33 protein-coding genes and 1 pseudogene are annotated in these 25,010 nt (G+C 64.8%); 4 read left to right on the forward strand and 30 right to left on the reverse strand.

From position 1 onward, the window contains the following. Window positions 1–1,292: flagellar hook-length control protein FliK (locus ACXJL8_RS07490; RefSeq protein ID WP_456684820.1), on the reverse strand; the 1,292-nt coding region annotated here is incomplete at its 3' end. Window positions 1,293–1,345: 53 nt separating this feature from the next. Continuing rightward, complete coding sequence (locus ACXJL8_RS07495; RefSeq protein WP_456684821.1) at window positions 1,346–2,140, reverse strand: ATP12 family chaperone protein; 795 nt, start codon at window positions 2,138–2,140, stop codon at window positions 1,346–1,348. 73 nt (window positions 2,141–2,213) lie between these two features. Here ACXJL8_RS07495 and ACXJL8_RS07500 point away from each other — a divergent pair, with 73 nt between their 5' ends. Continuing rightward, the gene (locus tag ACXJL8_RS07500) at window positions 2,214–2,639 is read left to right on the forward strand and encodes a hypothetical protein (protein WP_456684822.1); all 426 of its coding nucleotides are present in this window, start codon (window positions 2,214–2,216) and stop codon (window positions 2,637–2,639) included. Between the two features lie 197 nt (window positions 2,640–2,836). On the opposite strand, the gene ACXJL8_RS07505 is transcribed toward ACXJL8_RS07500, so the two are convergent. The 4 genes from ACXJL8_RS07505 to ACXJL8_RS07520 form a co-directional block, all read right to left on the reverse strand. Then, complete coding sequence (locus ACXJL8_RS07505) at window positions 2,837–4,051, reverse strand: RluA family pseudouridine synthase (protein ID WP_456618146.1); 1,215 nt, start codon at window positions 4,049–4,051, stop codon at window positions 2,837–2,839. Next, the gene (locus ACXJL8_RS07510) at window positions 4,048–4,365 is read right to left on the reverse strand and encodes a HigA family addiction module antitoxin (protein ID WP_456618147.1); all 318 of its coding nucleotides are present in this window, start codon (window positions 4,363–4,365) and stop codon (window positions 4,048–4,050) included. Before ACXJL8_RS07510 ends, ACXJL8_RS07505 begins: the two co-directional genes overlap by 4 nt. A gap of 78 nt (window positions 4,366–4,443) precedes the next feature. Further along, complete coding sequence (locus tag ACXJL8_RS07515; protein ID WP_456618148.1) at window positions 4,444–5,778, reverse strand: replication-associated recombination protein A; 1,335 nt, start codon at window positions 5,776–5,778, stop codon at window positions 4,444–4,446. Beyond that, a complete protein-coding gene (locus ACXJL8_RS07520) occupies window positions 5,775–7,181 on the reverse strand; it encodes a DegQ family serine endoprotease (protein ID WP_456684823.1) in 1,407 nt (468 codons plus the stop codon). The genes ACXJL8_RS07515 and ACXJL8_RS07520 overlap by 4 nt, the downstream gene beginning before the upstream one ends. A 313-nt stretch (window positions 7,182–7,494) precedes the next feature. Here ACXJL8_RS07520 and ACXJL8_RS07525 point away from each other — a divergent pair, with 313 nt between their 5' ends. After that, window positions 7,495–9,108 carry an OprO/OprP family phosphate-selective porin gene (locus ACXJL8_RS07525; protein ID WP_456618150.1) on the forward strand — a complete coding sequence of 538 codons (1,614 nt, stop codon included), beginning with the start codon at window positions 7,495–7,497 and terminating at the stop codon, window positions 9,106–9,108. A 95-nt stretch (window positions 9,109–9,203) separates the two neighbouring features. Here the strand turns inward: ACXJL8_RS07525 and ACXJL8_RS07530 are convergent, their stop codons facing one another. Next, window positions 9,204–9,587, reverse strand: coding sequence for a winged helix-turn-helix transcriptional regulator (locus ACXJL8_RS07530; protein WP_456618151.1), 384 nt, complete (start codon window positions 9,585–9,587; stop codon window positions 9,204–9,206). 136 nt (window positions 9,588–9,723) lie between these two features. Between ACXJL8_RS07530 and ACXJL8_RS07535 the strand changes: the two genes are divergently transcribed. Next, a complete protein-coding gene (locus ACXJL8_RS07535) occupies window positions 9,724–10,737 on the forward strand; it encodes a zinc-binding alcohol dehydrogenase family protein (protein WP_456618152.1) in 1,014 nt (337 codons plus the stop codon). A 106-nt stretch (window positions 10,738–10,843) separates the two neighbouring features. Here ACXJL8_RS07535 and ACXJL8_RS07540 read toward each other — a convergent pair whose 3' ends face one another. Continuing rightward, the gene (locus ACXJL8_RS07540; RefSeq protein WP_456618153.1) at window positions 10,844–11,137 is read right to left on the reverse strand and encodes a DUF1330 domain-containing protein; all 294 of its coding nucleotides are present in this window, start codon (window positions 11,135–11,137) and stop codon (window positions 10,844–10,846) included. 10 nt (window positions 11,138–11,147) lie between these two features. After that, window positions 11,148–11,936: an SDR family NAD(P)-dependent oxidoreductase gene (locus ACXJL8_RS07545; RefSeq protein ID WP_456618154.1), complete on the reverse strand. Its 789-nt coding sequence runs from the start codon at window positions 11,934–11,936 to the stop codon at window positions 11,148–11,150. A 185-nt stretch (window positions 11,937–12,121) separates the two neighbouring features. On the opposite strand from ACXJL8_RS07545, the gene ACXJL8_RS07550 reads away from it, so the two are divergent. Further along, window positions 12,122–13,099, forward strand: coding sequence for a Bug family tripartite tricarboxylate transporter substrate binding protein (locus ACXJL8_RS07550; protein ID WP_456618155.1), 978 nt, complete (start codon window positions 12,122–12,124; stop codon window positions 13,097–13,099). Between the two features lie 79 nt (window positions 13,100–13,178). Here the strand turns inward: ACXJL8_RS07550 and rplQ are convergent, their stop codons facing one another. The 21 genes and pseudogenes from rplQ to ACXJL8_RS07655 form a co-directional block, all read right to left on the reverse strand. Continuing rightward, window positions 13,179–13,595 (reverse strand): 50S ribosomal protein L17, encoded by a 417-nt coding sequence (gene rplQ / locus ACXJL8_RS07555; protein WP_456618156.1) that lies wholly within the window; start codon window positions 13,593–13,595, stop codon window positions 13,179–13,181. A gap of 167 nt (window positions 13,596–13,762) precedes the next feature. Then, a complete protein-coding gene (locus tag ACXJL8_RS07560) occupies window positions 13,763–14,794 on the reverse strand; it encodes a DNA-directed RNA polymerase subunit alpha (RefSeq protein ID WP_456618157.1) in 1,032 nt (343 codons plus the stop codon). A gap of 113 nt (window positions 14,795–14,907) precedes the next feature. Next, window positions 14,908–15,297: a 30S ribosomal protein S11 gene (gene rpsK / locus ACXJL8_RS07565; RefSeq protein WP_007603045.1), complete on the reverse strand. Its 390-nt coding sequence runs from the start codon at window positions 15,295–15,297 to the stop codon at window positions 14,908–14,910. Window positions 15,298–15,419: 122 nt separating this feature from the next. Then, a complete protein-coding gene (gene rpsM / locus ACXJL8_RS07570; RefSeq protein ID WP_014494511.1) occupies window positions 15,420–15,788 on the reverse strand; it encodes a 30S ribosomal protein S13 in 369 nt (122 codons plus the stop codon). A gap of 185 nt (window positions 15,789–15,973) precedes the next feature. Beyond that, complete coding sequence (locus ACXJL8_RS07575) at window positions 15,974–16,843, reverse strand: adenylate kinase (RefSeq protein WP_456684824.1); 870 nt, start codon at window positions 16,841–16,843, stop codon at window positions 15,974–15,976. Then, entirely contained in the window at window positions 16,840–18,051 is a 1,212-nt protein-coding gene (locus ACXJL8_RS07580) for a preprotein translocase subunit SecY (protein WP_456618159.1), read from the reverse strand. The genes ACXJL8_RS07575 and ACXJL8_RS07580 overlap by 4 nt, the downstream gene beginning before the upstream one ends. A gap of 13 nt (window positions 18,052–18,064) precedes the next feature. After that, window positions 18,065–19,396, reverse strand: a complete 1,332-nt coding sequence (secY, locus tag ACXJL8_RS07585) for a preprotein translocase subunit SecY (protein ID WP_456618160.1) — start codon at window positions 19,394–19,396, stop codon at window positions 18,065–18,067. A 148-nt stretch (window positions 19,397–19,544) separates the two neighbouring features. Beyond that, complete coding sequence (gene rplO, locus ACXJL8_RS07590; protein WP_456684825.1) at window positions 19,545–20,030, reverse strand: 50S ribosomal protein L15; 486 nt, start codon at window positions 20,028–20,030, stop codon at window positions 19,545–19,547. 75 nt (window positions 20,031–20,105) lie between these two features. After that, a complete protein-coding gene (gene rpmD, locus ACXJL8_RS07595) occupies window positions 20,106–20,300 on the reverse strand; it encodes a 50S ribosomal protein L30 (protein WP_074116734.1) in 195 nt (64 codons plus the stop codon). A gap of 25 nt (window positions 20,301–20,325) precedes the next feature. Further along, complete coding sequence (gene rpsE, locus ACXJL8_RS07600) at window positions 20,326–20,919, reverse strand: 30S ribosomal protein S5 (RefSeq protein WP_129268075.1); 594 nt, start codon at window positions 20,917–20,919, stop codon at window positions 20,326–20,328. 44 nt (window positions 20,920–20,963) lie between these two features. Continuing rightward, on the reverse strand, window positions 20,964–21,326 hold the full coding sequence (gene rplR / locus ACXJL8_RS07605; RefSeq protein WP_007603036.1) for a 50S ribosomal protein L18: 363 nt from the start codon (window positions 21,324–21,326) through the stop codon (window positions 20,964–20,966). An 11-nt stretch (window positions 21,327–21,337) separates the two neighbouring features. Next, window positions 21,338–21,871 (reverse strand): 50S ribosomal protein L6, encoded by a 534-nt coding sequence (rplF, locus tag ACXJL8_RS07610; protein ID WP_200455581.1) that lies wholly within the window; start codon window positions 21,869–21,871, stop codon window positions 21,338–21,340. A gap of 16 nt (window positions 21,872–21,887) precedes the next feature. Further along, window positions 21,888–22,286 carry a 30S ribosomal protein S8 gene (gene rpsH / locus ACXJL8_RS07615; protein ID WP_008136338.1) on the reverse strand — a complete coding sequence of 133 codons (399 nt, stop codon included), beginning with the start codon at window positions 22,284–22,286 and terminating at the stop codon, window positions 21,888–21,890. A gap of 14 nt (window positions 22,287–22,300) precedes the next feature. Then, complete coding sequence (gene rpsN, locus ACXJL8_RS07620) at window positions 22,301–22,606, reverse strand: 30S ribosomal protein S14 (protein WP_426407733.1); 306 nt, start codon at window positions 22,604–22,606, stop codon at window positions 22,301–22,303. Between the two features lie 46 nt (window positions 22,607–22,652). Next, the gene (rplE, locus tag ACXJL8_RS07625; RefSeq protein WP_426615424.1) at window positions 22,653–23,210 is read right to left on the reverse strand and encodes a 50S ribosomal protein L5; all 558 of its coding nucleotides are present in this window, start codon (window positions 23,208–23,210) and stop codon (window positions 22,653–22,655) included. After that, window positions 23,203–23,517, reverse strand: a complete 315-nt coding sequence (rplX, locus tag ACXJL8_RS07630) for a 50S ribosomal protein L24 (protein WP_456618162.1) — start codon at window positions 23,515–23,517, stop codon at window positions 23,203–23,205. The genes rplE and rplX overlap by 8 nt, the downstream gene beginning before the upstream one ends. Further along, the gene (gene rplN / locus ACXJL8_RS07635; RefSeq protein WP_008549246.1) at window positions 23,517–23,885 is read right to left on the reverse strand and encodes a 50S ribosomal protein L14; all 369 of its coding nucleotides are present in this window, start codon (window positions 23,883–23,885) and stop codon (window positions 23,517–23,519) included. Before rplN ends, rplX begins: the two co-directional genes overlap by 1 nt. Before the next feature lie 83 nt (window positions 23,886–23,968). Next, window positions 23,969–24,217: a 30S ribosomal protein S17 gene (gene rpsQ / locus ACXJL8_RS07640; RefSeq protein WP_071912842.1), complete on the reverse strand. Its 249-nt coding sequence runs from the start codon at window positions 24,215–24,217 to the stop codon at window positions 23,969–23,971. A gap of 13 nt (window positions 24,218–24,230) precedes the next feature. Then, on the reverse strand, window positions 24,231–24,437 hold the full coding sequence (gene rpmC, locus ACXJL8_RS07645) for a 50S ribosomal protein L29 (protein ID WP_008136348.1): 207 nt from the start codon (window positions 24,435–24,437) through the stop codon (window positions 24,231–24,233). Between the two features lie 5 nt (window positions 24,438–24,442). After that, window positions 24,443–24,856: a 50S ribosomal protein L16 gene (gene rplP, locus ACXJL8_RS07650; RefSeq protein WP_008136349.1), complete on the reverse strand. Its 414-nt coding sequence runs from the start codon at window positions 24,854–24,856 to the stop codon at window positions 24,443–24,445. A 32-nt stretch (window positions 24,857–24,888) separates the two neighbouring features. Further along, window positions 24,889–25,010, reverse strand: a pseudogene (locus ACXJL8_RS07655) (30S ribosomal protein S3); the annotation flags it as partial.

A 25,010-nucleotide genomic window follows, 5' to 3' on the forward strand; every position in this document is an offset into this window, starting at 1 on the left:
ATCGCGGTCCCCTGCGGGGTCAAGAACGGAATCTCGAAATTCCACTGCGCCACGGCCGGGTCGATGCGATGACCGCTGGCATCGACGCGATCGGGAAGCGAGGCGACTTGCAGCAAGGTCTGGCGCGCGATCGCGGCATCGATGCCGTCGAGCAGGCGATGCACGGTCGCGGCGAGCGGCGTATCCGGCGTGAGCGACGGCAAGGCAATGGATTGCGGCGACGGCAGCGCGCCCCGGAACGGCGGCGGCGTGGTCGTGCGCGCGGCCGTGTCGAAGACGTGGCCGTCAGGCACCGCCTTGTTGGAGCCCGGCACATTGCCGGTCATGCGCGGCAGGTTTTGCGTGAGCTCTTGCAGCAGGCTTGCGGCGAGGCCGGCAGACATGGTCCGCGGTGTCGGCGCCTGCAGCGTTTCACCCGCCACGTCTGCCAGCACGGCAGCCGCAAGCGCAGCACCGCGTGGCAGTTGCGCCGGTTGGGCGATCTCCGCGTCGGGCGACGGCGATGCCGCCTGCGCTGTCTCGCCGGCAACTTGAGCTGCCTGCGACGCTGCCGCAGCGCTCGTTGAAAGCGCGGCTACCGGCGTCTGCGGCGCACCGGTCTCGAGCCCAGCCAGCGTCTGTCGCAGCACAAGCAGCGCCGCCTTCAGGTCCGGGACCGTGCCGGACGACAGCGGCGCGCCGGCGGCGAGCGATGCCTCGAGAAAGAGCCCCGACTTCTGGAAGGCGGTTTCGATATCGGCGCCGTCGAGTCCAGCATTGAGCGGCGTCTGCTGCGCGATCACATCCAGCATCGCCTGCTTCAGCCCCGCCGGCAGGTTGCTGCCGGTCACAACCGAAGCAAGATCGGCAAACAGCGGCGCCTGACTGCCCTGCTTGGTCACGGCCTCGGCCGAGGCCATTGTCACGGCCACCTGCTCGGACGGCGTCAGGAGATTGCGGGCCGCGGTCGCGGACGGCGCAAGCGGCGGGCTGTCCACGAGCGACGCCGCACCCGGCGTCAGCGTGATCTGATCGGCGGCCGCCTCGCCTGCCCCGTTGACGATTGCGAGCCGGATCGTGCCGTCGTTCTGCGACACCGCGAGCTGGAGATTCTGGCCCGGCGTCAGCGCCACCTCCGACATCACGTCGAGGGAGAGGTTGGCGATCGCGATTCGCACCAGATTGTCGGCGAGCACGCCGATCACCTTGGCGTCGACGACGCTGCCGGCCTGAAGCACGAGGTCAGGCGTCGCCGCATCAGCTACGGGGCTGGCAGCGCTGACGGGAAGGATCGAGCTTATCGGCGTCGGCATCTCAGGGGCCCAGGAGCACGGGCCACCCTAACGCCGGCGTCGTAAACCTCTCGTTAAGGACCTTTGGCCGCGGGCGGCTTGACCGCCGCCAGGATCGCGACGGCAGCCTTGAAGTCCCTCAGCCGGGCAGCGCGGCGGGCGGTCGATTCCTCGTCCACCCCCCRCTTTTCGGCATTCCAGTCCTCGTCGACATAGGCTGCCGCCCAGACCTGGTCGGCGTCGCGCACGCCGTGGGCCAGCGCCAGCGCCAGCAGCGCCGAGCCGGTGAGCGTCGTGACCACGTGGAGCGCCGCGACCGACCAGGGATCTCCGGGCAGCGCAGCGCGTGCCGCCGCGACCGCCTCGTCGGGCTGCTTCACATGCATGATGCCCTCGGACAGGATGAAATGCGCCCCCAGCGTCTCGGCGGCCCAGAACAGCACGGGATCCCAATGCGCGGCCTCGCGGGCCACCAGCCCCTCCGGGTGGCCGGCGCGATAGAACAACAGGTCGGACTCGAAGTATTTTGCGAGATCGTCGGCCACGAGTTCGACGCGATCCACGACACCCTCGACCACGCTGTTGGCGATCCGCGTCAGCGGCATGGTGACGGGATTGAGCGTCTCTTTCTGATCCGCCCATTCCGCGGCCACCGCATCGGCGAGATCTCGCGAGGGGATCGCCACCTGGCGCCCGGTGGGCGTCCGGATCGGCTTGCCGTCGAGCGTGATGGCGAAACCGCCCTCGGCCTCGGCCACCCCCACTTCCTTGTAGAAGCGCTTGCGCAACGGCACGCGCGAGGCCTGGCGGACCGCCTCCTGCGGGTCGAGGGGCGACTGCCCCGCGGCTTCATCGAACAATTCACGCATGCGGTTTTCGGCCCCGGTCGCTCAATGCTAGGCTTGTAAGATAAATCCGGTAGCCGATAAAGCGAGCGGAGGCATGAGGGAACTTGGGGGCCTTATGGCCATGTTCGCCGGGCTCTGGCTGGCCGCGGCCGAGGCCGGCTTTCKCACCCCGGAATCGCTGGTCCGCAACGTCTATGCCCATTACGGCGCAGGCGCACCGGAGCTGTCAAAGGGCCTGCCGCGCGACGCTGTGACCGCCCGGCAATTCTTCGATCCCAGCCTGCGCAAGGTGTGGTCCGCGCCAAGGGTCGAGCCCTACGATTTCCTGGTGCAGAGCCCGACCTGGAAGCTCGGCCCGGTCGCGATCGCGGTCGTCCGCAAGCAATATGACAAGACCTATGTCGCGGCGAATTTCGACAATCGCGGCCGGCAGGTGAACGGTCCCGAGGGCTGGCTGATCACGGACGTCGAGAGCCCGCATGACTCCTTGCGGATGTTCCTGGAGCAGTTTCGGAATTGAGTGGGGGTGTGTGGACGGCGACACAACCACGGGCGTCGTCCCGGCGAAGGCCGGCGAAGGCCGGGACCCATACTCCGCAGCAGAACTTTGGCGAAGGCCAGCAGTTGGAAATCGTTCGCCGGTACGAACACCGCACGCTCCGGATAGATTCCGCGGTATGGGTCCCGGCCTTCGCCGGGACGACATCGCGGAAACCCCTACTCCTCAGGCGCGTTCTCGATCGGATCGAACCGGCTCGCATCGAGCCCGAGCAGGTTCCACGATTGCTGCATGTGCGGCGGCAACGGCGCCGTGGCGTCGATCACGCCGCCGCGCGGATGCGGGATCACGATCCGGCGCGCGAGCAGATGCAGCCGGTTTTGCAGCCCGCCCGGCAGCGACCAGTTCTCGATGTTGAAATATTTGGGATCGCCGATGATGGGGTGGCCGATGTGCTCCATGTGCGCGCGGAGCTGGTGCGTGCGGCCAGTGACAGGCTTCAGCGACACCCAGGTGAGCTTGTTGCCGGCGGTCTCGACCACCGCGTAATAGGTCACCGCATGGCTCGCGCCCTCGTCGCCATGCGCGGCGATGCGCATGATGGTGTCGTCTTCGCTCTCCTCTTTGGCAAGGAAGGTCGAGATGCGGCCCTGCTTCGGCTTCGGCAGGCCCGGCACCAGCGCCCAATAGGTTTTACGCGCCGACCGCGAGCGGAACGCGCCGGTCAGATGGCTTGCGGCGAAGCGTGTCTTCGCGACCAGCAGACAGCCCGATGTCTCCCTGTCGATGCGGTGCACCAGGCGCGGCTTCTGGCCCTTGGCGTCGCGCATCACCTCCAGCATCTGGTCGATGTGCCGCGTCATGCCCGAGCCGCCCTGCACGGCAAGGCCGGCCGGCTTGTTCAGCACGAGGACGTCGTCATCCTCGTAGATCGTCATCTCCTTCAGCGTCTGGAGCGTTTTTTGCGCGGCTTCCGAGAGCGCACTCGGCGCTTTCGGCGTATCGAGCTTCAAGGGCGGAATACGGACGCTCTGGCCCTCTTCCAGACGATCCTTGCTGTCGACCCGCTTGCCGTCGACGCGCAGCTCGCCTTTGCGCACGACGCGCTGGATGTGGGAGAACGACAGGCCGGGAAAGCGCGCTTCCAGAAAGCGGTCGACGCGCATGTTGTTCTCGTCCGCCGTGACCTTGACCGTCTGCACCTTGGTCGGCAGCAGCGCCTCGACGGGTTTTGCCGGCGCGGGCGTTTCCGGCGCCGTTTTAGGCGCGCGCCGCTCGGCGCGCTCGGCCGCAAAGCGCGGCGGCTGGCTGCCGGGCTTGCCGCCCGGCCGCGGGCCGGCCTTTGACGCACCGCGCGCCTTGAACGGACGCCCCTCCTTGCGCTCGTCGCGCTCGCGAGGCTTTGGGTTCATTCTCTTGATGCGGCGGCTCATGCGGTTTTTCCAAGCTTTCGTGTCGACTGCGCGTTGGCGCGGCGGGGCAGCGACGCAACCTGCGCGCCCACCTCTTTCTCGGCCAGCCGCAGCTCATATTGCTGTTGCAGGTTCATCCAGAATTGCGGGCTCGTACCGAACCAATGACCAAGACGCAGCGCCGTATCCGCGGTAATGCCGCGCTGCCCGTTGATGATGCCGGTGATGCGATTCACTGGCACATCGATCTGACGCGCCAGCTCCGCGGCCGTTATGCCGAGCTCTCGCAGCTCTTCGGCAAGATGCTCGCCGGGATGTGTCGATGTATGAGGCATGGGATTTCCTCAGCCGAGTAGCAAGATTTACGTGTTACGTAAACCGTAAATGTACTCATGCTGCTGGTTTCAGAAGCCCTATTTTCCGCCCCGCTCCTTGCGCAGCTTCGCCCAGTAATCCAGCCGCTTCCGGATCTCCCGCTCAAAACCGCGCTCGGGCGGGTCGTAGAAGGTCTGCCGGCCCAGGGCTTCCGGAAAGTAGTCCTGCCCCGAAAAGGCGTCGGCGGTATCGTGGTCATATGCGTAGCCGGAGCCGTAGCCCTCCGACTTCATCAGCTTGGTCGGCGAATTGAGGATGTGCTTGGGCGGCAGCAGCGAGCCGGCCTGTTTGGCGACCTGCATCGCCGTGCCGAAGGCGGTGTAGACCGCGTTCGATTTCGGGGCGGTGGCGAGATAGACCACGGCCTGCGCGATGGCGAGTTCGCCTTCGGGATGGCCGAGGAAGTCGAAGGCGTCCTTCGCGGCATTGGCGATGACGAGCGCCTGCGGGTCGGCGAGCCCGATGTCCTCGACCGCCATGCGGACGACGCGGCGGGCCAGGAACAGCGGGTCCTCGCCGGCATCGAGCATGCGCGCGAGATAATACAGCGCGGCATCGGGATCGGAGCCACGCACCGACTTATGCAGCGCCGAGATCAGGTTGTAATGGCCGTCGGCCGACTTGTCGTAGATCGGCGCACGGCGCTGCAGGATATCCTGCAACTGCGCGGCATTGAAAATCTCATCCGCCCGCGCCGAACGCCAGACCTCTTCGGCGAGCGTCAGCGATGCCCTTCCGTCGCCGTCGGCCATGCGCACCAGCACGGCGCGCGCCTCGGCATCGAGCGGCAGCTTTCGGCCCTCGACTGCCTCGGCATGCGCGAACAGCTTTTCGATCGCGTCTGCGTCGAGCGAACGAAACACCAGCACGCGGGCGCGCGACAGCAGCGCCGCGTTGAGCTCGAAGGACGGGTTTTCGGTGGTGGCGCCGACCATCACCACCGTGCCGTCTTCCATCACCGGCAGAAACGAATCCTGCTGGGCGCGGTTGAAGCGGTGCACCTCGTCGACGAACAGCAACGTGCCCTTGCCCATCTCGCGGCGGGCGCGGGCGGCGTCAAAGGCCTTCTTGAGATCGGCGACGCCGGAAAACACCGCGGAGATCTGCTCGAAATGCAGGTCGGTCGCATCCGCGAGCAGCCGCGCCACCGTGGTCTTGCCGGTGCCGGGCGGGCCCCAGAACACCAGCGAGCCCAGCGTACGCGTCTCCAGCATGCGCGTCAGCGCGCCGTCGGGCCCGAGAATATGGTCCTGGCCGACGACCTCAGACAATGCACGCGGACGCAGGCGGTCCGGCAGCGGATGCGGAGCGTCGTGGTCGAGCCCCGCCGCGGCAAAGAGAGTCGGCGTCTCCTGTGGTCGCTTTGGACTCATCCGCCGAGCGTGACGTTGATCTGCTGGCCGCCGCGCACCAGCGTAATGCGCCAGATCCGCTGGCGTTCACCGGCCGCTTTCTYGATGTCGCCGGTCTTGCTGATCTTCTGGTTGTTGACCGACAGAATGACGTCGCCCTTCTGGAAGCCGACATTCGCAGCCGCAGTATCGCCGCCGATATCGGTGATCACGACACCTTCGGTGTCGGCGTCGAGATGCAGCTCGTCGGCGACCGCCGGGGTGATGGTCGAGACCTTTGCGCCCTGGAACGGCGAGCGGGCGGTGATGACGAGCTCGTTGCGGCCGGTGTCGGGCGCCGTCTCCAGCGCCACCGTCAGCTTGACCGGCTTGCCGCCGCGCTGCACGTCGATCTGCGCGGTGCCGCCGAGCGGACGGGTGGCGAAGCGATAGTCGAAGGCATTGGGATCGTCCACGGTCTGGCCGTCGATCGTGACAATCAGGTCGGAGGATTTCAGCCCGGCCTTTGCGGCGGGACCGTTGGCGACCACGCTTGCGACCAGCGCGCCGGTCGGCGAGCGCAGGCCGAGGCTCTCGGCGATGTCGGGCGTCACCGCCTGCAGCCGCGCACCCAGCCATGGCCGCTTCACGGCCTTGCCGCCGCCCTTGGCGGAGGCGACGACGACGCGGACCATGTTGGCGGGGATCGCGAAGCCGATGCCCTGCGAGCCGCCGGAGCGCGAATAGATCGCGGTGTTGATGCCGGCGAGCTTGCCGCTCATGTCGACCAGTGCACCGCCCGAATTGCCTGGATTGATCGCCGCATCGGTCTGGATGAAGAACTGGTAGTCGGTGATGCCGACCTGCGTGCGCGCGAGCGCGGAGATGATGCCGTGGGTCACGGTCTGCCCCACGCCGAAGGGATTGCCGATCGCGAGCACGACGTCGCCGACCAGAAGCTCGTCGGAGTTGGTGAAGTCGAGGGTGGGGAATTTTTCCTTGGTGTCCTTGAGGCGCAGCACCGCGAGGTCGGTGCGCGGATCCTTCAGCAGGATCTCGGCCTCGAACTCGCGCTTGTCCGACAGCGACACCTTGACCTGGTCGGCGCCCTCGATGACGTGGACGTTGGTGACGACGAGACCGGAGGCATCGACGATGACGCCGGAGCCGAGCGAGCGCTGCATCTGCTCGGGCTGCTGGCCCGGCACGCCGAAGAAGCGGCGGAAGATCGGGTCATCGAGCAGCGGATTGCGGTTCTGCACCACCTTGGCGGCATAGACGTTGACCACCGCCGGCTGCACCCGCTGCACGATCGGCGCATAGGACAGCCGCAGCTCGGCCGGCGACGACGGGACACGGCGGTCCTGCGCAGCAGCCGGATTGAAGTGGGCCGAAAACGCTATGCACAATGCCGTGACGACGGCGGTCCGGGTCGATCGAAACATTCCTACCTCTCGGAAAAGACGCCGGAATATAGGCGCCTTCGCCCGCCAATAGAAGGGCGCCAGACGGCAATATTCACCCCCTTCCGGGTGTCACCGGAATGCAAGCCTCCGTGCGAAATCGCAAACCGCCGGGCACCACAGATTGGCATGACGCGCACCATCCAGCATTCTATCCCGTGGTGGATTCGGTTGCGGCGAATTTGCACCAGTGGGAACCAAGCAACCGAAGCGCGCCGTCGCGGGGCAGTCATCGATCGTTCCTAGGCTCTCCGCCTAAGACTTGGGGAAGTTCGTCAAATGATGGAGGCGTGACGTGAGCAGGACAAGAATTGCAGCCGCGGCGATTGGGCTCGCCGGCGCGCTGGCGGCCTCGCAGGCCCAGGCTCAATCGGCAAGCAGCAGTGAACAGGAGATCGCACTGCTGAAGCAGCAATTGAAGTTGCTGGAGCAGAAGCTCGACAAGCTCCAGAGCCAGACCGCCGCGAACACGGCGGCCACGGCGAAGGCCAAAGCGGAAGCCAAGGCCGAAGCAAAGGCCGAGGCGCGCTCGGAGGCGAAGGCGGTCGTCGCCAATGCGAACGCGGCGATCCCGCTCAAGGGGCCGGCGCCTGCGTCCGGCGTCGTCGTGACGATGCCGAACAACCGGCCGACCATTTGCACCGCCGATGGGGCGAACTGCGTCGCGATCGCCAGCCGCTTGCACTACGATGTCGGTGGCTACGACTATCGTCCCAACACCGCGGCCACGGTCCCGCAGAAGCTCGACAGCGGCCAGAACGTCCGCCGCGCGCGCATCGGCGTCACCGGCAAATTCCTCGACGACTGGAATTACGCGCTGATCTACGATTTCGGCGGCGCGTCCGACGGATTTGGCGGCGCAGCTCCGGGATCGCTGCCCGGCGGCGCCGTCTCCGGCATCGAGAACGCCTATCTCAGCTACACCGGCCTGAAGCCGTTCGGCGGCAAGATGGCCGTCGAAATCGGCGTCATGGACCTGCCCTACACGCTCGATGAAGCCACGAGCTCCAATGACACCCTGTTCATGGAGCGCGCCTCGTCCGGCATCATCGCCACCAACATTGCCGCGGGCGATTTCCGCTCCGCCGTTGGCACGCGCTGGTTCACCGACCAGCTGTGGATCGGCGGCTACGTCACGGGACCTGCGACAGGCGCGATCCACTCCGCTTCGAGCGCCGCGCCGGCGGGCACGAGCGAGCAGTATGGCGCGGTGGCGCGTATCGCCGGCAACCCGATCAGCGGCAAGGACTACTCGGTGCATATCGGCGCCGACGCGGAGTGGCTGATCCAGCCGCCGCGCAACCTGATCGCCAACACGCAAACGCTCACGCTCAGCGACCGGCCGGAATTGCGCCTCGACCCGACGGCGCTGGTCTCGACCGGTGCGATCCCCAACGTCTCGGGCGCGCAGGTCTACAGCGTCGAAGCGGCAGCGACCTATGGGCCGTTCATCGTCCAAGGCGAGTACTTCTGGTACAACATCGACCGCACCGCCAACACCAGCGTGCCCCTGGTCGGCGCACCGAGCCTGAAATTCCAGGGCGGCTATGCGCAGGCCGGCTATGTGCTGACCGGCGAAGGCCGGAGCTACAATGCGGCGAACGCGGCCTATGCCGGCGTGAAGCCGGCGCACCCGTTCTCGCTCGACGGCGGCGGCTGGGGCGCGTGGGAAATCGCGGGGCGCTTCTCGACGGTCGACCTCAACAACCAGCTCGCGACCGCCAACGGCATCGCCGGCGGCCGGCAGACGGTCTACACGCTGGCGCTCAACTGGTACGTCAACGGCAACGTCCGCTTCATGCTCGATTATCTGCATGGCACGGTGTCGAAGCAGGCCTCGCCGGTCTCCACCGCCGATGTCGGCTCGAAGTACGACGCCATCGCGATGCGCACGCAGTTCGCGTTCTGAGGCGATCTGCCTCCGCACCACTCACTTGTCGTCCCGGGCGCGCGAAAGCGCGAGCCCGGGACGGCAGCGAAAATGCGGCACGCGCTTCTCTGCGATCACGCCGCGCGTTTTGGCTTCTTGGCCGGCTCCGCGTCCGGCGCCGGCGCGCAGGACAGCCGCTCCTGGTGGCTCTCACCCCAGGCCTTGAGAATATCGATGACCGGCCGCAGGCTCTCGCCGAGCTCGGAGAGGCAATATTCCACCCGCGGCGGCACTTCAGCATAGACCTTGCGGATGACGAGCTTGTCCTGCTCGAGCGCGCGAAGCTGCTTGGTCAGCATGCGCTGGGTGATGCCGGGCATCCGGCGGCGCAATTCGCCGAAGCGCTGGGTGCCGTCCTGGAGGTGGTAGAGGATCACGCCCTTCCACTTGCCGTCGATCAGATCCAGCGTCGCCTCGACCGAGCAGCCGGGACGACGGGTGAAGTCGCGCCGTTTCATGCGTGTTTTCCCAATAGTATCCAAACAGGGACTATATCCCTCAATTTACAGTACTTGCCAAATGGGCGCTAGCGGGACAGTTACAGCGGCGGGCGCACATCACGAGCTGCGCGCCATCTGATGGAGAAGACAAGCCATGAAGGCCATCGGCTACAAAAAATCGCTTCCGATCGAGGATGTGGATTCACTGATCGATTTCGAGACCGCAAAGCCCGAGCCCAAAGGGCGCGATATCCGTGTCGCCGTGAAGGCGATCTCGGCCAATCCGGTCGATTACAAGGTGCGCAAGCGCGCCGCTCCGCCCGAGGGCGAGGTGAAGATCCTCGGTTATGATGCAGCCGGCGTGGTCGATGCCGTCGGGCCCGATGTGACGCTGTTCAAGCCGGGCGACGAGGTGTTTTACGCCGGCTCGATCCTGCGCCAGGGCACCAACTCCGAATTCCACCTGGTCGACGAGCGCATCGTCGGCAACAAGCCGAAGAGGCTGTCGTTCGCGCAGGCAGCCGCCCTCCCCCTCACCTCCATTACCGCATGGGAGCTGCTGTTCGATCGCCTCGGCGCGGTGCCCGGCAAGAGCGTCGATCCGCGCACGCTGCTGATCACGGGCGGCGCCGGCGGTGTCGGTTCGATCCTGATCCAGCTCGCCCGCCGCCTCACCGGGCTGACGGTGCTCGCCACCGCGACGCGGCCGGAGTCGCAAAAATGGTGCCTCGACCTCGGCGCGCATGCCGTGATCGACCACGGCAAGCCGATGAAGGAGCAGATCGAGAAGCTCAAGCTGCCGCCGGTCGCGCTGGTGGCGAGCCTCACCTTCACCGACCAGCACTACAAGGCGATCGCCGAGTTCATGGCGCCGCAGGGCAAGTTCGGCCTGATCGACGATCCGCTGGAGTTCGCCGCGAGCACGTTCAAGGGCAAGGCGATCTCGGTGCACTGGGAATCGATGTTCACGCGGTCCTCGTTCCAGACCGCCGACATGATCGCGCAGCATCATCTGCTCAACGACGTCGCCGACCTCATCGACAAGGGCGTGCTGCGCACCACGCTCGACCAGACCCTTGGCACCATCAACGCGGCCAACCTCAAGCGCGCGCATGCGTTGCTCGAGAGCGGCAAATCGCGCGGCAAGATCGTGCTGGAGGGGTGGTAGCAGCCAAAGGCTCCGTCATGCCCGGGCTTGACCCGGGCATCCACGTCCATCCTCATACGCGGTGATGCGTGGATGGCCGGGACAAGCCCGGCCATGACGAGACTCGCTACGGCGTCACACCCTCGACGAACATCAGCCGCCGCTCCAGCGCCGTCCGCCGCAGCTTCAGCGCCTCGGCATATTCGGCCGAGGCGTACCATTCGCGTGCCCGCGCCATCGATGGAAATTCCACGATGATGATGGTCTTGGGCGGCGGGCCGCCCTCCACCACCTCGGCAGCACCGCCGCGCGCGAGGTAGCGGCCGCCATATCGCGTGATAGTCTGCGCCGCAAGCGCGCGATAGGCTTCCATCATCGCCTGATCGCGCACCTCGACCTCGGAGATCACATAGGCTGGCATGCGCATCGCCTCAAGCGATGGTATTGACGATGCCGCCTTCCGCGCGCAGCGCCGCGCCATTGGTCGCGGACGCCTCCTTCGACGCAACATAGACCACCATATTGGCAATCTCGTCGACGCTGGCAAAGCGCTGCAACAACGAGCTCGGGCGATGCTGCTTGACGAAATTGGCCGCGGCTTCATCCACCGACTGGCCGTTCTGCTTGGCGAGATCTTTGACGAAGGTCTCGACGCCTTCCGACATGGTCGGACCCGGCAGCACCGAATTGACCGTGACGCCGGTGCCGCGGGTGAGCTGCGCCAGCCCGCGCGCGACCGAGAGCTGGGCGGTCTTGGTCATGCCGTAGTGAACCATCTCGACGGGAATGTTGAGCCCGGACTCGGATGAGATGAAGACGACACGGCCCCAGTTGCGCTTGAGCATGCCCTTCATGTATGCGCGCGACAGCCGCACGCCGCTCATCACGTTGACCTCGAAGAAACGCGTCCAGTCCTCGTCCGGGATGTCGAAAAACTCCTTAGGCTCGAAGATGCCGGCATTGTTGATGAGGATGTCGACCTCCGGCAGCGCCGCCACCAGCGCCTTGCAGCCTGCAGCGGTCGAGACGTCGGCGGCGATGCCGCGAACCTTAGCCCCCGCGCCTTCCAGCTTGCGTACGGCCGCATCGACCTTGTCCTGGCCACGGCCGTTGATCACCACGCTCGCGCCCGAGCCGGCAAGGCCTTTTGCAATGGCGTGGCCGATGCCGGCGGTCGAGCCGGTCACGAGGGCAGTTTTTCCGGAAAGGTCTATGTTCATGTAGTATCTCCATCGGATCGATAATGGGATATCGGGCGCGGCGGATCGGGCCGCAATCGGCGCTCACCAATCAGTGAGACGCCTGGCACTTTTCCTGCGACAACGTAGACACCCTGCCTGAACCGCGGCTGGAACGATTATTGCTAGCAGCACGGCTACTCATGTGAACACGGAAGAACTATGCGATGAAGCGTACGGCTCTCACGATTATCCTCGGACTGGTCGGCTTGATGGGGGCTAATTCGCCCGCGCCGGCTCAAGCGGTCTATCCGGAGAAATCGTTGCAATTGATCGTCCCCTTCCCACCGGGCGGCGCCTCCGACGTGGTCGCGCGCATCATCGGCGGCGAACTGGAGACGCGGCTCGGCAAGCCCGTGATCATCATGAACCGTCCCGGGGGCGGCACCACGATCGCGGCCAAGGAGGTCGCGCGCTCGGCGCCTGACGGATACACCCTGTTCTTCAGCTCAAACTCGAGCTTCACGCTGCCGGCAGCCGTGAAGGAAAGCGTGCCTTACGACGCGGCCAAGGATTTCGAGCCGCTCGGCCAGGTCGGCAAGATCACGCTGGCGCTGGTCACCTACAACGACAATCCGGTCAAGGACGTGGCCTCGCTCGTCGCCGAGGCGAAGGCCAATCCCGACAAGCTGTCGCTCGCATCGTTCGGCGTCGCGACCGTCTCGCATTTCGCCGGCGAGCTGTTCAAGTCGAGTGCCGGGGTCAAGATGGTCCACYTGCCCTACAAGGGTAGTGCCCCGGCGATGAACGACCTCATCGGCAAGCACATTCAGTACCACGTCGACACCGTGATCGCCGTGAAGCCGCAGATCGAGGCGGGCACCGTCAAGGTGCTCGCGGTGTTCTCCGGCAAGCGCACGCCCTACCTGCCCGACGTGCCGACGCTCGCCGAACTCGGCTATGGCAACATCGACTTCGCGTCCTGGGGCGCGGTGGTCGCGCCCAAAGGGCTGCCGCCGGCCGTTCGCGACAAGCTGTCGGCGACGCTGGAGGAGATCATCAACAGCCCTTCCGTCATCGAGCGCTTCACCAAGGTCGGCTTCGAACCGGGCTTCATGCGCTACAGCGATTGGGCAGGAGCCATCGGCAAGGAGACCGCCGAGATGAAGGAGATCGCGCAAAGGGCGGGGATCAAGGAAGAATAGTCTGTCGGATCTTCGCCAGCCCCAAAACAAAAGCGGCGCCCGAGGGCGCCGCTTTCAATTCCGTACCTGCTGAAACGGCTTACGCCGCGTCGGCTTCCTTTTCCTGCACCGGGCCGGAGTCCTGGCCCTTGGCATCGACGTCGCGGTCGACGAACTCGATCACGGCCATCGGCGCGTTGTCGCCGTAGCGGAAGCCGGCCTTGATGATGCGGGTGTAGCCGCCCTGGCGGTCCTTGTAGCGGGTGGCGAGCGTGTCGAAGAGCTTCCTGACCTGATCCTTGTCGCGCATCTCCGAGATCGCCTGGCGGCGCATGGCCAGGCCGCCCTTCTTGCCGAGGGTGACGAGCTTCTCGACGATCGGACGCAGTTCCTTGGCCTTCGGCAGCGTGGTGACGATCTGCTCGTGCTTGATCAGCGAGGCGCACATGTTGGCGAACATCGCCTTGCGATGCTCGGCGGTGCGGTTGAGCTTCCGATGAACCTTGCCGTGACGCATGTGTCTATTCCTTACGTAAAAACTGCCGCGACGGTTCGTCGGACATGTTGCTCAGGTGGGCTGCCTGCGTTCGCCCGGTCGTCATTCCGGGGCGGCTCGCAGAGCCGAACCCGGAATCTCGAGGTCCCGGGTTCGATGCTGTCGCATCGCCCCGGAACGACAAAAGCTTAGTAGTGATCCTCGAAGCGCTTGGCGAGCTCGTCGATGTTCTCCGGCGGCCAGCCCGGCACTTCCATGCCGAGGTGCAGACCCATCTGGGCCAGCACTTCCTTGATCTCGTTCAGCGACTTGCGGCCGAAGTTCGGGGTGCGGAGCATTTCCGCTTCCGACTTCTGCACGAGGTCGCCGATGTAGACGATGTTGTCGTTCTTCAAGCAGTTGGCCGAACGCACCGACAGCTCGAGCTCGTCCACCTTCTTGAGGAAGGCCGGGTTGAAGGCGAGGTCCGGGATGATCTCCTGGGCGACTTCCTTGCGCGGCTCTTCGAAATTGACGAACACGTTGAGCTGATCCTGGAGGATGCGGGCGGCGTAAGCCACCGAGTCATCCGGCGAGATCGCGCCGTTGGTCTCGATCGTCATGGTCAGCTTGTCGTAGTCGAGGATCTGGCCCTCGCGGGTGTTCTCGACCTTGTAGGAGACCTTGCGGACCGGCGAGAACAGGCTGTCGACCGGGATCAGGCCGATCGGCGCGTCCTCGGGGCGGTTGCGCTCGGCCGGGACATAGCCCTTGCCGGTCGCGACCGTGAACTCCATGCGGATCTCGGCGCCCTCGTCCAGCGTGCAGATCTGCAGGTCCGGATTGAGCACCACGACGTCGCCGACGGTCTGGATGTCGCCGGCGGTGACGACGCCCGGACCGGACTTCTTGACGACCATGCGCTTGGGGCCTTCGCCCTGCATCTTGATCGAGATGTCCTTGATGTTGAGCACGATGTCGGTGACGTCCTCACGGACGCCCGCGATCGAGGAGAACTCGTGCAGCACGCCGTCGATGTGCACCGACTGCACCGCCGCGCCCTGCAGCGAGGACAGCAGGATGCGCCGCAGCGCGTTGCCGAGCGTCTGGCCGAAGCCGCGCTCGAGCGGCTCGGCGACGATGGTCGCAAAGCGGACCGGATCGCTACCGGGGGTCACCTGGAGCTTGTTCGGCCGAATCAGTTCTTGCCAATTTTTCTGGATCGTCACTGTTTCACCCATACAGGCCAGTCGAACTGCCGTTGCAGACACTGGCGTTGGAGAAAGGCCGCGGGTCGCACCCGCGGCTTCTTAGAAAAGTCATCGCGGACGACAATGGCGTCCGCGACCTCGTATCAAACGCGCCGACGCTTGCGGGGACGGCAACCGTTGTGCGGGATCGTGGTCACGTCGCGGATCGAGGTGACGGTGAAGCCCGCGGCCTGAAGCGCGCGGAGTGCCGACTCACGGCCCGAACCGGGACCGGCGACTTCGACTTCCAGCGTGCGCATGCCGTGCTCCTGCGCCTTCTTGGACACGTCTTCGGCGGCAACCTGCGCGGCATAGGGGGTCGACTTGCGCGAGCCCTTGAAGCCCATCGTGCCGGCGGAGGACCAGGCAATGGTGTTGCCCTGCGCGTCGGTGATGGTGATGGTCGTGTTGTTGAACGACGAGTTCACGTGCGCGACGCCGGAGGCGATGTTCTTGCGCTCACGACGACGAACGCGGGTGGCTTCCTTGCCCATAGAGTACCTTTCCTGGAGATCTCAAACGCCGCCGTAATGCCAGCGGCTACACCTGTGGAACGAAAGGCGCGTGGCGAACGGGTCATCCCCTGTCGCCACACGCCGCGATTGGATTCGAAAACTTACTTCTTCTTGCCGGCGATGGCCTTGGCCGGACCCTTGCGCGTACGCGCATTGGTGTGGGTACGCTGGCCGCGCACCGGCAGACCGCGACGATGGCGCAGGCCGCGATAGCAGCCGAGGTCCATCAGACGCTTGATGTTGATGCCGACCTCACGACGCAGGTCGCCCTCGACGAGATAGTCGCGGTCGATCACTTCGCGGATCTGGAGCACTTCGGCGTCGCTGAGCTGATTGACGCGACGGTCTTCGGGGATCTTCACCTTTTCCAGGATCTCCCCGGCGATCTTCTGACCGATGCCATGGATGTACTGGAGCGCGATGAGCACGCGCTTGTTGGTGGGAATGTTCACGCCGGCAATACGGGCCAAGGCCTTCTCTCCTGTTGCCGATCCTCGTCAGGACCAGGCTTTAAGTGCTTGTGTTCTCGGGCAGGTGTTCACAAACGCGAACACGACGCCCACCCCCGGTCTTCCTGGGGCCCGGCATCGTCTGAAACTATCCGACTTGGATGCGGGGCTTATTAAGGGATTCAGGGGGCTTTCGTCAACCGCTGCTAGCGTTTAGCTCGCTTTTTCGTGACCTTTTTTGGGGCCTTTTTGGCACCCTTTTTGACAGCCTTCTTGGCGGCCTTTTTGGCTGCCTTCTTGACGGCCTTCTTCGCTGCCTTCTTGGCCCCCTTCACGGCGGTCTTGGCCGCCTTTTTGGCGGATTTGGCAGCCTTTTTGGCCGTTTTCGCCGGCTTTTTGGCTGCCGTCCTGGCTGCCTTGGCCTTCTTAGCCCCCTTCTTGGCGGGCRCCGCCTTGGCCGCACTTCTGGCATGCGTCTTCGGCTCGATCGCTCCGAGCGCCAGCAGGAGGCGGTGGATGGCGCGGGTCACCTCGTCGATGGCCATCATGCCGTCGATGGTCGAGAGCTTCCGCCGCTCGGAATAGTAGTGAATCAGCGGTTCCGTCAGGCTGCGGTAGCTGGCGAGTCGCTTGGTCAGCACCTCCGGCGTGTCGTCGACCCGGACCTCCTCGCCGCGCTCCCGCATCTGGGCCACGCGGGTCTCGACGCGACTCAAAAGCGCGCTCTCGTTGACGCGAAGCTCAATCACCGCATCGAGCTTCATGTGCTTGTGCTTCAAGAGCTCATCCAGGGCTTCGGCCTGCGGCACGGTGCGCGGAAATCCGTCGAGGATGAAACCGTTTTTGGCGTCCGGCTGGTCGATCCGGTCGGAGATGATTCCGACCACGACGTCGTCGGGMACGAGACCGCCACTGGCCATGATCTCCTTGGCCTTCAGCCCGACCGGCGTTCCGGCCGCAACGGCCGCGCGCAACATCTCACCGGTCGAGAGCTGGACGATGCCATAGCGCTGCACCAGCAGCTGCGCCTGGGTCCCCTTGCCCGACCCCGGCGGTCCCAGAAGTATAATTCTCATCGGCGTACGCCCCCCGGATTGGTGAGCGATACGTCGCGCACCTGTGTTTTGATATCAAGAACAGTGCAGACGACAACCAGCGCCGCACCGCCATCGACGACCATACTATAAGGCAGACCGATCCCGTAAAGCTCGAAGACCTCTGGAATCAGCTGCAGCGCAGTCAGGTAGACGGCTCCGACGACCGTCGTCAATGACACGACGCGATCGAGATAGTCGGCCGTGGCTTCGCCGGACGCGACGCCGGGAATTGTGCCGTCGCGAGCCACTAGGGATTTTGCCGTCTGTTCGGGATCGAGGACATAGGCAGTGTAGACGAAGGCAAGCGCGAACACGGCGATCGACACGAGGATCATGTGCGCCGGCTGCCCCAACTGGAGGTGCCGGTGGGCTGCGGCGACCAGGGGATGATCGCCTCCCAGGAAGAACCCCGCAAAGGCCAGCGGCAGGAAGAAGATCCACGGAGCCACGGTGACTGGAATCAGGAACCCGGCGCTGTTGAGCTTGATCGGCAGCACGCCGGCGCGCGTCGGCAATTGCCGTACGCCGACATTGAGCGCACCGAACTCGACTCGCACATTTCGCCGCGCGCCTTCGACGAGCACGATGACGGCGACGGTCACGACCCAGAACACAGCGTGGATGAATACGAGATTGCCAGAGACCGCCCCGCTCCGCACGACATCTGCGATGCCGGCGACGTCTCGCGGCAGGGAGACGAGTATGCCGACACTCAGGATCAGCGCCAGGCCGTTGCCAATGCCGTAGCGGGTAATCTGTTCGCTCAGCCACACCAGCACGAAGACGCCACCAACCATCGAGGCTGTCGCCGTCATCATGAACCAGCCGTCCGGATTCCTGACGAGCTCCGGAATGGAAGTCAGCGCGGAGGCGATGCCGTAGGCCTGAAAGGCAGCAAGAGCCAGCGTGAGCACGAGCGTGGCGCGGGCGACTTTTCGCCGGCCGTCCTCGCCCGACCGCTCCAGCGAACTAAGGCCGCGCCACACCACCGACAGCAACCGGACAAAGATCGCCGCGGTCAGATAGGGAATGAGGCCGAGCGCAAAGAGCGAAAGGCGGCCGTTCAAGCTGGGTAACGAGGAGAGGCGCGAAACATCCAGTCCCGCGATCGGGATCTGCGTGCCGAGCCTGAAAAGAAGCAGCGCGCCGATCGTGATAGCGATGCGGCGCGCGAGCTCGGTCGTCATATGCGATGGAACTCTACCTGCGGCGGCCCCGCAGCTTCGACTTCCGGATCAGGCCCTCGTACTGATGGGCGAGCAGATAGCCCTGCACCTGCGCCACCGTGTCCATGGTGACGCTGACGACGATCAGCAGCGACGTGCCGCCGAAGTAGAACGGCACCGAGGCGTAGGAGATCAGGATTTCGGGAATCAAGCAGACGATCGCCAGATAGATCGCGCCGAGCACGGTGACGCGCGACAGCACGTAGTCGATATATTCCGCGGTGCGCTCGCCGGGACGGATGCCCGGAATGAAGCCGCCGTGCTTCTTCAGATTGTCCGCAGTCTCGGTCGGGTTGAACACGATCGCGGTGTAGAAGAACGCGAAGAACACGATCAGCGCGAGATAGAGGATCAGGAACAGCGGACGGCCGTGGCCGAGCTGGGTGGTGATCCACTGGAACCACTCCGGCCCGCTGCCCGCGTTGAAGTTGGCCACCGTTGTCGGCAGCAGCAGCAGCGAGGACGCGAAGATCGGCGGGATCACGCCCGAGGTGTTGAGCTTGAGCGGCAGATGCGAGGACTGGCCCTCGAACATCTTGTTGCCGACCTGGCGCTTCGGATACTGGATCAGCAACCGGCGCTGCGCCCGCTCCATGAACACGATGAAGGCGATCACGGCGACCGCCATGATGATGACGACGAGGATCAGGCCGGTCGACATCGCGCCCTGACGGCCGAGCTCGAGCATGTTGGCGAGCGCCGCCGGCAGCTCGGCGACGATGCCGGACAGGATGATCAGCGAGATGCCGTTGCCGATGCCGCGCGAGGTGATCTGCTCGCCCAGCCACATCAGGAACATGGTGCCGCCGGTCAGCGTGATCGCGGTGGAGAGACGGAAGAACAGGCCGGGGTCGCTGACGACATTGCCGGCGCCTTCGAGACCGACCGCGATGCCATAGGACTGGAACGCGGCCAGGATCACGGTGAGATAGCGGGTGTACTGGTTCAGCGTCTTGCGGCCCGCCTCGCCTTCCTTCTTCAGCGCCTCGAGCTGGGGCGAGACGGTGGTCAGAAGCTGAATGATGATCGAGGCCGAGATGTACGGCATGATGTTCAGCGCGAAGATCGCCATGCGGTGGATGCCGCCGCCGGCGAACATGTTGAACATGCCGAGGATGCCGCCCGCCTGCGAACGGAACACCTGCTCCCAGATGTTGGGATCGATGCCGGGCAGCGGGATGTAGGTGCCGAGCCGGTAAACCAGCAGCGCACCCAGGGTGAACCAGATGCGCTTCTTGAGCTCGTCGGCCTTGGCAAACGCGCCGAAATTGAGGTTGGCTGCCAGTTGTTCCGCTGCTGAGGCCATCTTGGACTTTCTCCCGCCGCCTTGTGCGCCGTCATACCCGCGGCCGGGCTTAGTTAGCGGACGCCGGACATTATCTGGTGCTCGGCTTCGATAAGTCCACGTCCCGCATGCGTAAAGGCCCGCGAGCCGCGGGCCAATGACGCAGTTGTTACGCCGCCTCGCCTTCTTCCTTGGCAGGGGCGAGGATCTTCACCGAGCCGCCGGCCTTCTCGACCGCCTCAATCGCGGTCTTCGAGGCGCCATGCACTTCGATGTTGAGCTTGGCCTTGAGCTCGCCACGGCCGAGCAGCCGCAGGCCGCCCTTGGCGCGGCGCAGCACGCCGGCCTTCACCAGGGCCTCGACGTTCACGACGCTGCCGGTGTCGATCTTCTTGGCATCGACCGCTTCCTGGAGCCGGTCGAGATTGATCTCGGCGAACTCGATGCGGAAGATGTTGTTGAAGCCGCGCTTGGGCAGACGGCGATGCATCGGCATCTGGCCGCCTTCGAAACCCTTGATGCGCACGCCCGAACGCGCGGTCTGGCCCTTGCCGCCGCGGCCGGACTGCTTGCCCTTGCCCGAACCGATGCCACGGCCGACGCGCATGCGCTTCTTGCGCGAGCCGGCGTTGTCGGCGATATCGCTGAGCTTCATCGCCCTTCTCCTTGTTTCTTGCGCATGATCTCGGCCGAAAACCGCTAGCCGGTTCCCGGGATCACGCGCACTTGCCTACTTCTCGTCGACGATGCGGACGAGATGGTGAACCTTCTCGATCATGCCGCGGACCGCCGGGGTATCCGGCAGTTCGCTGGTACGGCCGATCTTGTTGAGCTTGAGCCCGATCAGCGTCGAGCGCTGCGAGTGGTGGCGGCGGATCGCGCTGCCGGTCTGCTCAAGCTTGATCGTCTTGCTGGCCTTGGCCATCGTGGTCTACTCCGAAAAGCTTGCGTTAGTCCGCAGCCGCCTCGGCATCGCCACCGATGCGGCGGGACTGCAGAGTGGACACCTTGATGTTGCGGCGGGCTGCGACCGAACGCGGCGAATCCTGGTGCTTCAGCGCATCGAAGGTCGCGCGCACCATGTTGTAGGGGTTCGACGAGCCGATCGACTTCGCCACCACGTCCTGGACGCCGAGCGTCTCGAACACGGCGCGCATCGGACCGCCGGCGATGATGCCGGTACCGGCCGGCGCGGCGCGCAGGTAGACACGGCCCGCGCCATGACGGCCGGCGATGTCGTGGTGCAGCGTGCGGCCCTCGCGCAGCGAGACGCGGGTCAAATTGCGCTTGGCGGATTCAGTCGCCTTGCGGATCGCCTCAGGCACTTCGCGCGCCTTGCCGTGACCGAAACCGGCGCGGCCCTTCTGGTCGCCGATCACGACCAGCGCTGCGAAACCAAAGCGCTTGCCGCCCTTGACGACCTTGGCCACGCGGTTGATGTGGACCAGCTTGTCGACGAACTCGCTATCGCGCTCCTCGCGCTGCTGGCGGTCACGTCCGCCGCCGCGTTGATCGCGTCCACCACGTTGTTCGCGTTCTGCCATTTTTCCAATCCTTCAGAGGCTTACGCCTCAATCCTCAAATTCTGTTAGAAGCTCAGCCCGCTCTCACGCGCTGCGTCGGCAAGAGCCTTGACGCGCCCGTGGTAGAGGTAGCTGCCGCGATCAAACACGACTTCCTTGACGCCCTTCTCCGCGGCGCGCTCGGCCAGCAGCTTGCCGACCGCCTTCGCCGCATCGATGTCGGCGCCGGTCTTGCCGCCGTCGCGCATCGACTTCTCGAGCGAGGAGGCAGAGGCCAGCGTCTCGCCCTTCAGGTCGTCAATGACCTGGGCGTAGATGTGCTTGGACGAGCGGAACACCGACAGACGCGGACGGCCGCCACCGGAGCGGCGCAACTTGAGCCGCACACTCCGCTTGCGCCGGGCATTCGTAACCTTGGCTTTCGACATGACCGGCTCCGTTACTTCTTCTTGCCTTCCTTGCGGAAGATGAATTCGCCAACATACTTGACGCCCTTGCCCTTGTAGGGCTCCGGCGGGCGATAGGCGCGGATTTCGGCCGCGACCTGGCCGACGCGCTGGATGTCGCTGCCGGTCACCGTGATCTCGGTCGGCTTCGGCACGGTGATCGTGATCCCTTCCGGGATCGCATAGACCACGTCGTGGCTGTAGCCGAGCGCGAGCTGCAGGTTCTTGCCCTGCATCGCGGCGCGGTAACCGACGCCGGTGATTTCGAGCTTCTTCTCGAAGCCCTTGGTGACGCCTTCGACCAGATTCGCGACCTGGGCGCGAGCGGTACCGTACAGCGCCCGCGCGCGGTTGGTCTCGACCCGCGGGTTCACCTTGACCTGGCCGTTCTCGAGCTTCACCTCGACGTCGTCATGGACGACGAACTGAAGCTGGCCCTTCGGCCCCTTCATCTTGACGGTCTGCCCGTCGACGGTCGCGGTAACACCCGAGGGCACCGCCACAGGCCTTTTGCCAACACGTGACATGGATCAAAAATCCTTCTCAGAACACCGTGAAGAGGACTTCACCGCCCACGTTCGCTTCACGCGCACTGTGGTCGGCCATGATCCCCTTCGGCGTCGACAACACCGAAATGCCGAGTCCGTTATTGACCCGCGGCAGAGCCTTCACCGAGGCGTAGACGCGACGCCCAGGCTTGGAAACTCGTTCGATCTCGCGGATGACGGGCTCGCCGTCGAAATACTTCAGCTCGATCTCGATCTCGCTGCGGCCCGAGGAATGCTCGAGCGTGGCGTAACCGCGGATGTAGCCCTCGGTCTTGAGCACTTCGAGCACGTTCTCGCGCATCTTCGAACCAGGCGTCGAGACCTTGCTCTTGGAGCGCATCTGCGCGTTGCGGATACGGGTGATCAGATCGCTGATTGGATCGTGCGTAGACATCTAAACGACCCTCCTTACCAGCTCGACTTCACGAGGCCCGGGACCATGCCCTTGGAGCCAAGGTCGCGCATCGCGATACGAGACAGTTTGGTCTTGCGGTAGTTCGAGCGCGAACGGCCCGACAGCTCGCAACGCAGACGGATGCGGGTCGCCGACGAGTTGCGCGGCATTTCCGCAAGCTTCAGGGTGGCGGCGAACCGCTCCTCCATCGGCAGCGTCTTGTCGGCGATGATCGCCTTCAACCGCTCGCGCTTCGGGGCGGCGTTCTTCACCATCCGCTTGCGCCGGTTGTTCTTCTCGACTGAACTCTTCTTTGCCATGCTTGGCTCCTGGGTATCCGCGTTTGAGAGGCTTTAGGTCAGCGTCTCACTGCCGGAACGGGAAATTGAAAGCGGTCAACAACGCCCTCGCCTCGTCGTCGGTCTTGGCCGTGGTGCAGACGGTGATGTCCATACCGCGGGATTCCGTGACCTTGTCGAAGTCGATCTCGGGGAAAATGATGTGCTCCTTGAGGCCGAGCGAGTAGTTGCCGCGGCCGTCGAAGCTCTTCGGGTTCAGACCGCGGAAGTCGCGGACGCGCGGCAGCGCGACCGTCACCAGGCGATCGATGAACTCGTACATGCGGGCCTTGCGCAGCGTGACCTTGCAGCCGATCGGCTGGTTCTCACGCAGCTTGAAAGTCGCGATCGCGATCCGCGAATAGGTCACGATCGCCTTCTGGCCGGCGATCAGGGTCAATTCGGCAGCGGCGTTCTCGGCCTTCTTGCGGTCGTTGACGGAATCGCCAACGCCCATGTTCAGCACGACCTTGTCCAGACGCGGAACCTGCATCACGTTCTCATAACCGAACTTCTCGGTCATCTCCGTGCGGATCTTCGCGTCGTATTCCGCGCGCAGGCGCGGCGTATAAGCGGCCTCAGCCATCGATCTCAGCTCCCGAGCGCTTGGCGATGCGGATCTTCTTGCCGTCCGCCAGAATCTTGAATCCGACGCGCGTCGGCTTTCCGTCCTTGCCGAGATACGCGATGTTGGACAGTTGGACCGGCGCCTCTTTCGAGATGATGCCGCCCTCCTGGGCCTGCGTCTGCTTCTGGTGACGCTTGACCATGTTGATGCCGCGCACGAGCGCCGTGCCGGCGTCCGGACGCACTTCGAACACCTCGCCGCTGCGGCCCTTGTCGCGGCCGTTCAGCACGATGACCTTGTCGCCCTTGCGGATCTTCGCAGCCATCACAGCACCTCCGGCGCGAGCGAGATGATCTTCATGTGGTTCTTGGCGCGCAGCTCGCGCGGCACGGGCCCGAAGATACGGGTACCGACCGGCTCGGCCTGGTTGTTGATCAGGACGGCGGCGTTACGGTCGAAACGGATGACCGAACCGTCGGCGCGGCGGATGTCCTTGCGGACACGCACCACGACGGCCTTCATCACGTCGCCCTTCTTCACCTTGCCACGCGGAATCGCTTCCTTGATCGAGACGACAATGATGTCGCCGATCGTGGCGTAGCGGCGCTTGGAGCCCCCAAGCACCTTGATACACATGACACGGCGTGCGCCAGAATTGTCGGCCACGTCGAGGTTGGTCTGCATCTGAATCATTGATGCACCTCGTCCTCTTCTCTTTGCGCCAGCCTAGCCGGCGCTCAACATTTACCTGAAGTCAGCCGACTAAAGCCAACAGATCAGGCGCTTTTCTTGTGTTCGCCCCGGATCACGATCCAGCGCTTCAACTTCGAAATCGGCTTCGATTCCTCGATCCACACCATGTCGCCCGGCTTGAACTGGTTGTCCTCGTCGTGCGCGTGGTAGTTCTTCGAACGGCGGATCGTCTTCTTGTAGATCGGGTGCGTGAAGCGGCGATCGACGCGCACCACGACGGTCTTGGCAGTCTTGTCGCTGACGACCACGCCTTGCAAAGTACGTTTCGGCATCTTCGTAAGCCCCTTACTTCTCTTTCGCGCGCTTCTGCGCGGCGACGGTCTTGATACGGGCGATGTCACGGCGGGCCTCGCGCAGGCGCGAGGTGTTCTCGAGCTGCCCGGTGGCGCGCTGGAAACGCAGGTTGAAGCGCTCCTTCTTCAGGTTCAGGATGGCGTCATCCTGCTGATCAGGGCTCATCGCGCGGATGTCTTCGATCTTCATCTGGGCCATGGCCATTACTCCGCAATGCGCTCGACGAAGCGCGTCTTGATCGGCAGCTTGGCGGCCGCCAGGGTCAGCGCCTCACGCGCGGTCTGGGTGTTGACGCCGTCGATCTCGAACAGCACCCGGCCCGGCTTGACGCGCGCGACCCACAATTCCGGCGAACCCTTGCCGGAGCCCATGCGGACTTCGGCGGGCTTCTTTGACACGGGAACGTCGGGGAACACGCGGATCCAGACGCGGCCGGCACGCTTCATGTGGCGGGTCAGCGCGCGGCGGGCGGCCTCGATCTGGCGCGCGGTGACGCGCTCAGGCTCGGTCGCCTTCAGGCCGAACTGGCCGAACGCCAACGTCGCGCCCGAAGACGCAACGCCGTGGATGCGGCCCTTATGCGCCTTCCGGAACTTCGTTTTCTTAGGTTGCATCATGGCTTCAAGCCCTCAAATTCTCTGTGCTGGCGTCAGGCCGCAGCGTTGTCACGGCGCTGCCGGCCGCCGCCACCGCCACCGGTCTCGCCTTCGGCCATTCTCTTGTCCTGGGCCATCGGATCGTGCTCGAGGATCTCACCCTTGAAGATCCAGA

This window comes from Bradyrhizobium sp. P5_C11_2 (assembly GCF_054049755.1).

Bases quoted from the DNA above. Each gene is read 5' to 3' on its own strand.
- secY (WP_456618160.1), bottom strand. From the start codon at position 19,396: ATGGCCTCAGCAGCGGAACAACTGGCAGCCAACCTCAATTTCGGCGCG.
- ACXJL8_RS07540 (WP_456618153.1), bottom strand. From the start codon at position 11,137: ATGCCAGCCTATGTGATCTCCGAGGTCGAGGTGCGCGATCAGGCGATG.
- rplP (WP_008136349.1), bottom strand. From the start codon at position 24,856: ATGATGCAACCTAAGAAAACGAAGTTCCGGAAGGCGCATAAGGGCCGC.
- rplQ (WP_456618156.1), bottom strand. From the start codon at position 13,595: ATGCGTCACGGCAAGGTTCATCGGAAGCTCAACCGCACCGCCGAGCAT.
- rplX (WP_456618162.1), bottom strand. From the start codon at position 23,517: ATGGCTGCGAAGATCCGCAAGGGCGACAAGGTCATCGTGCTGAACGGC.
- rpmC (WP_008136348.1), bottom strand. From the start codon at position 24,437: ATGGCCCAGATGAAGATCGAAGACATCCGCGCGATGAGCCCTGATCAG.
- ACXJL8_RS07545 (WP_456618154.1), bottom strand. From the start codon at position 11,936: ATGAACATAGACCTTTCCGGAAAAACTGCCCTCGTGACCGGCTCGACC.
- rpsE (WP_129268075.1), bottom strand. From the start codon at position 20,919: ATGGCAGAACGCGAACAACGTGGTGGACGCGATCAACGCGGCGGCGGA.
- ACXJL8_RS07510 (WP_456618147.1), bottom strand. From the start codon at position 4,365: ATGCCTCATACATCGACACATCCCGGCGAGCATCTTGCCGAAGAGCTG.
- ACXJL8_RS07535 (WP_456618152.1), top strand. From the start codon at position 9,724: ATGAAGGCCATCGGCTACAAAAAATCGCTTCCGATCGAGGATGTGGAT.
- ACXJL8_RS07505 (WP_456618146.1), bottom strand. From the start codon at position 4,051: ATGAGCCGCCGCATCAAGAGAATGAACCCAAAGCCTCGCGAGCGCGAC.
- ACXJL8_RS07530 (WP_456618151.1), bottom strand. From the start codon at position 9,587: ATGAAACGGCGCGACTTCACCCGTCGTCCCGGCTGCTCGGTCGAGGCG.
- ACXJL8_RS07560 (WP_456618157.1), bottom strand. From the start codon at position 14,794: ATGGGTGAAACAGTGACGATCCAGAAAAATTGGCAAGAACTGATTCGG.
- ACXJL8_RS07515 (WP_456618148.1), bottom strand. From the start codon at position 5,778: ATGAGTCCAAAGCGACCACAGGAGACGCCGACTCTCTTTGCCGCGGCG.
- rplE (WP_426615424.1), bottom strand. From the start codon at position 23,210: ATGGCTGAGGCCGCTTATACGCCGCGCCTGCGCGCGGAATACGACGCG.
- rpmD (WP_074116734.1), bottom strand. From the start codon at position 20,300: ATGGCCAAGGCCAGCAAGACGATCAAGCTTGAGCAGACCGGCAGCGCG.
- rplO (WP_456684825.1), bottom strand. From the start codon at position 20,030: ATGAAGCTCAGCGATATCGCCGACAACGCCGGCTCGCGCAAGAAGCGC.
- ACXJL8_RS07580 (WP_456618159.1), bottom strand. From the start codon at position 18,051: ATGACGACCGAGCTCGCGCGCCGCATCGCTATCACGATCGGCGCGCTG.
- rplN (WP_008549246.1), bottom strand. From the start codon at position 23,885: ATGATTCAGATGCAGACCAACCTCGACGTGGCCGACAATTCTGGCGCA.
- rpsN (WP_426407733.1), bottom strand. From the start codon at position 22,606: ATGGCAAAGAAGAGTTCAGTCGAGAAGAACAACCGGCGCAAGCGGATG.
- rplF (WP_200455581.1), bottom strand. From the start codon at position 21,871: ATGTCACGTGTTGGCAAAAGGCCTGTGGCGGTGCCCTCGGGTGTTACC.
- rplR (WP_007603036.1), bottom strand. From the start codon at position 21,326: ATGTCGAAAGCCAAGGTTACGAATGCCCGGCGCAAGCGGAGTGTGCGG.
- rpsQ (WP_071912842.1), bottom strand. From the start codon at position 24,217: ATGCCGAAACGTACTTTGCAAGGCGTGGTCGTCAGCGACAAGACTGCC.
- rpsK (WP_007603045.1), bottom strand. From the start codon at position 15,297: ATGGGCAAGGAAGCCACCCGCGTTCGTCGTCGTGAGCGCAAGAACATC.
- rpsH (WP_008136338.1), bottom strand. From the start codon at position 22,286: ATGTCTACGCACGATCCAATCAGCGATCTGATCACCCGTATCCGCAAC.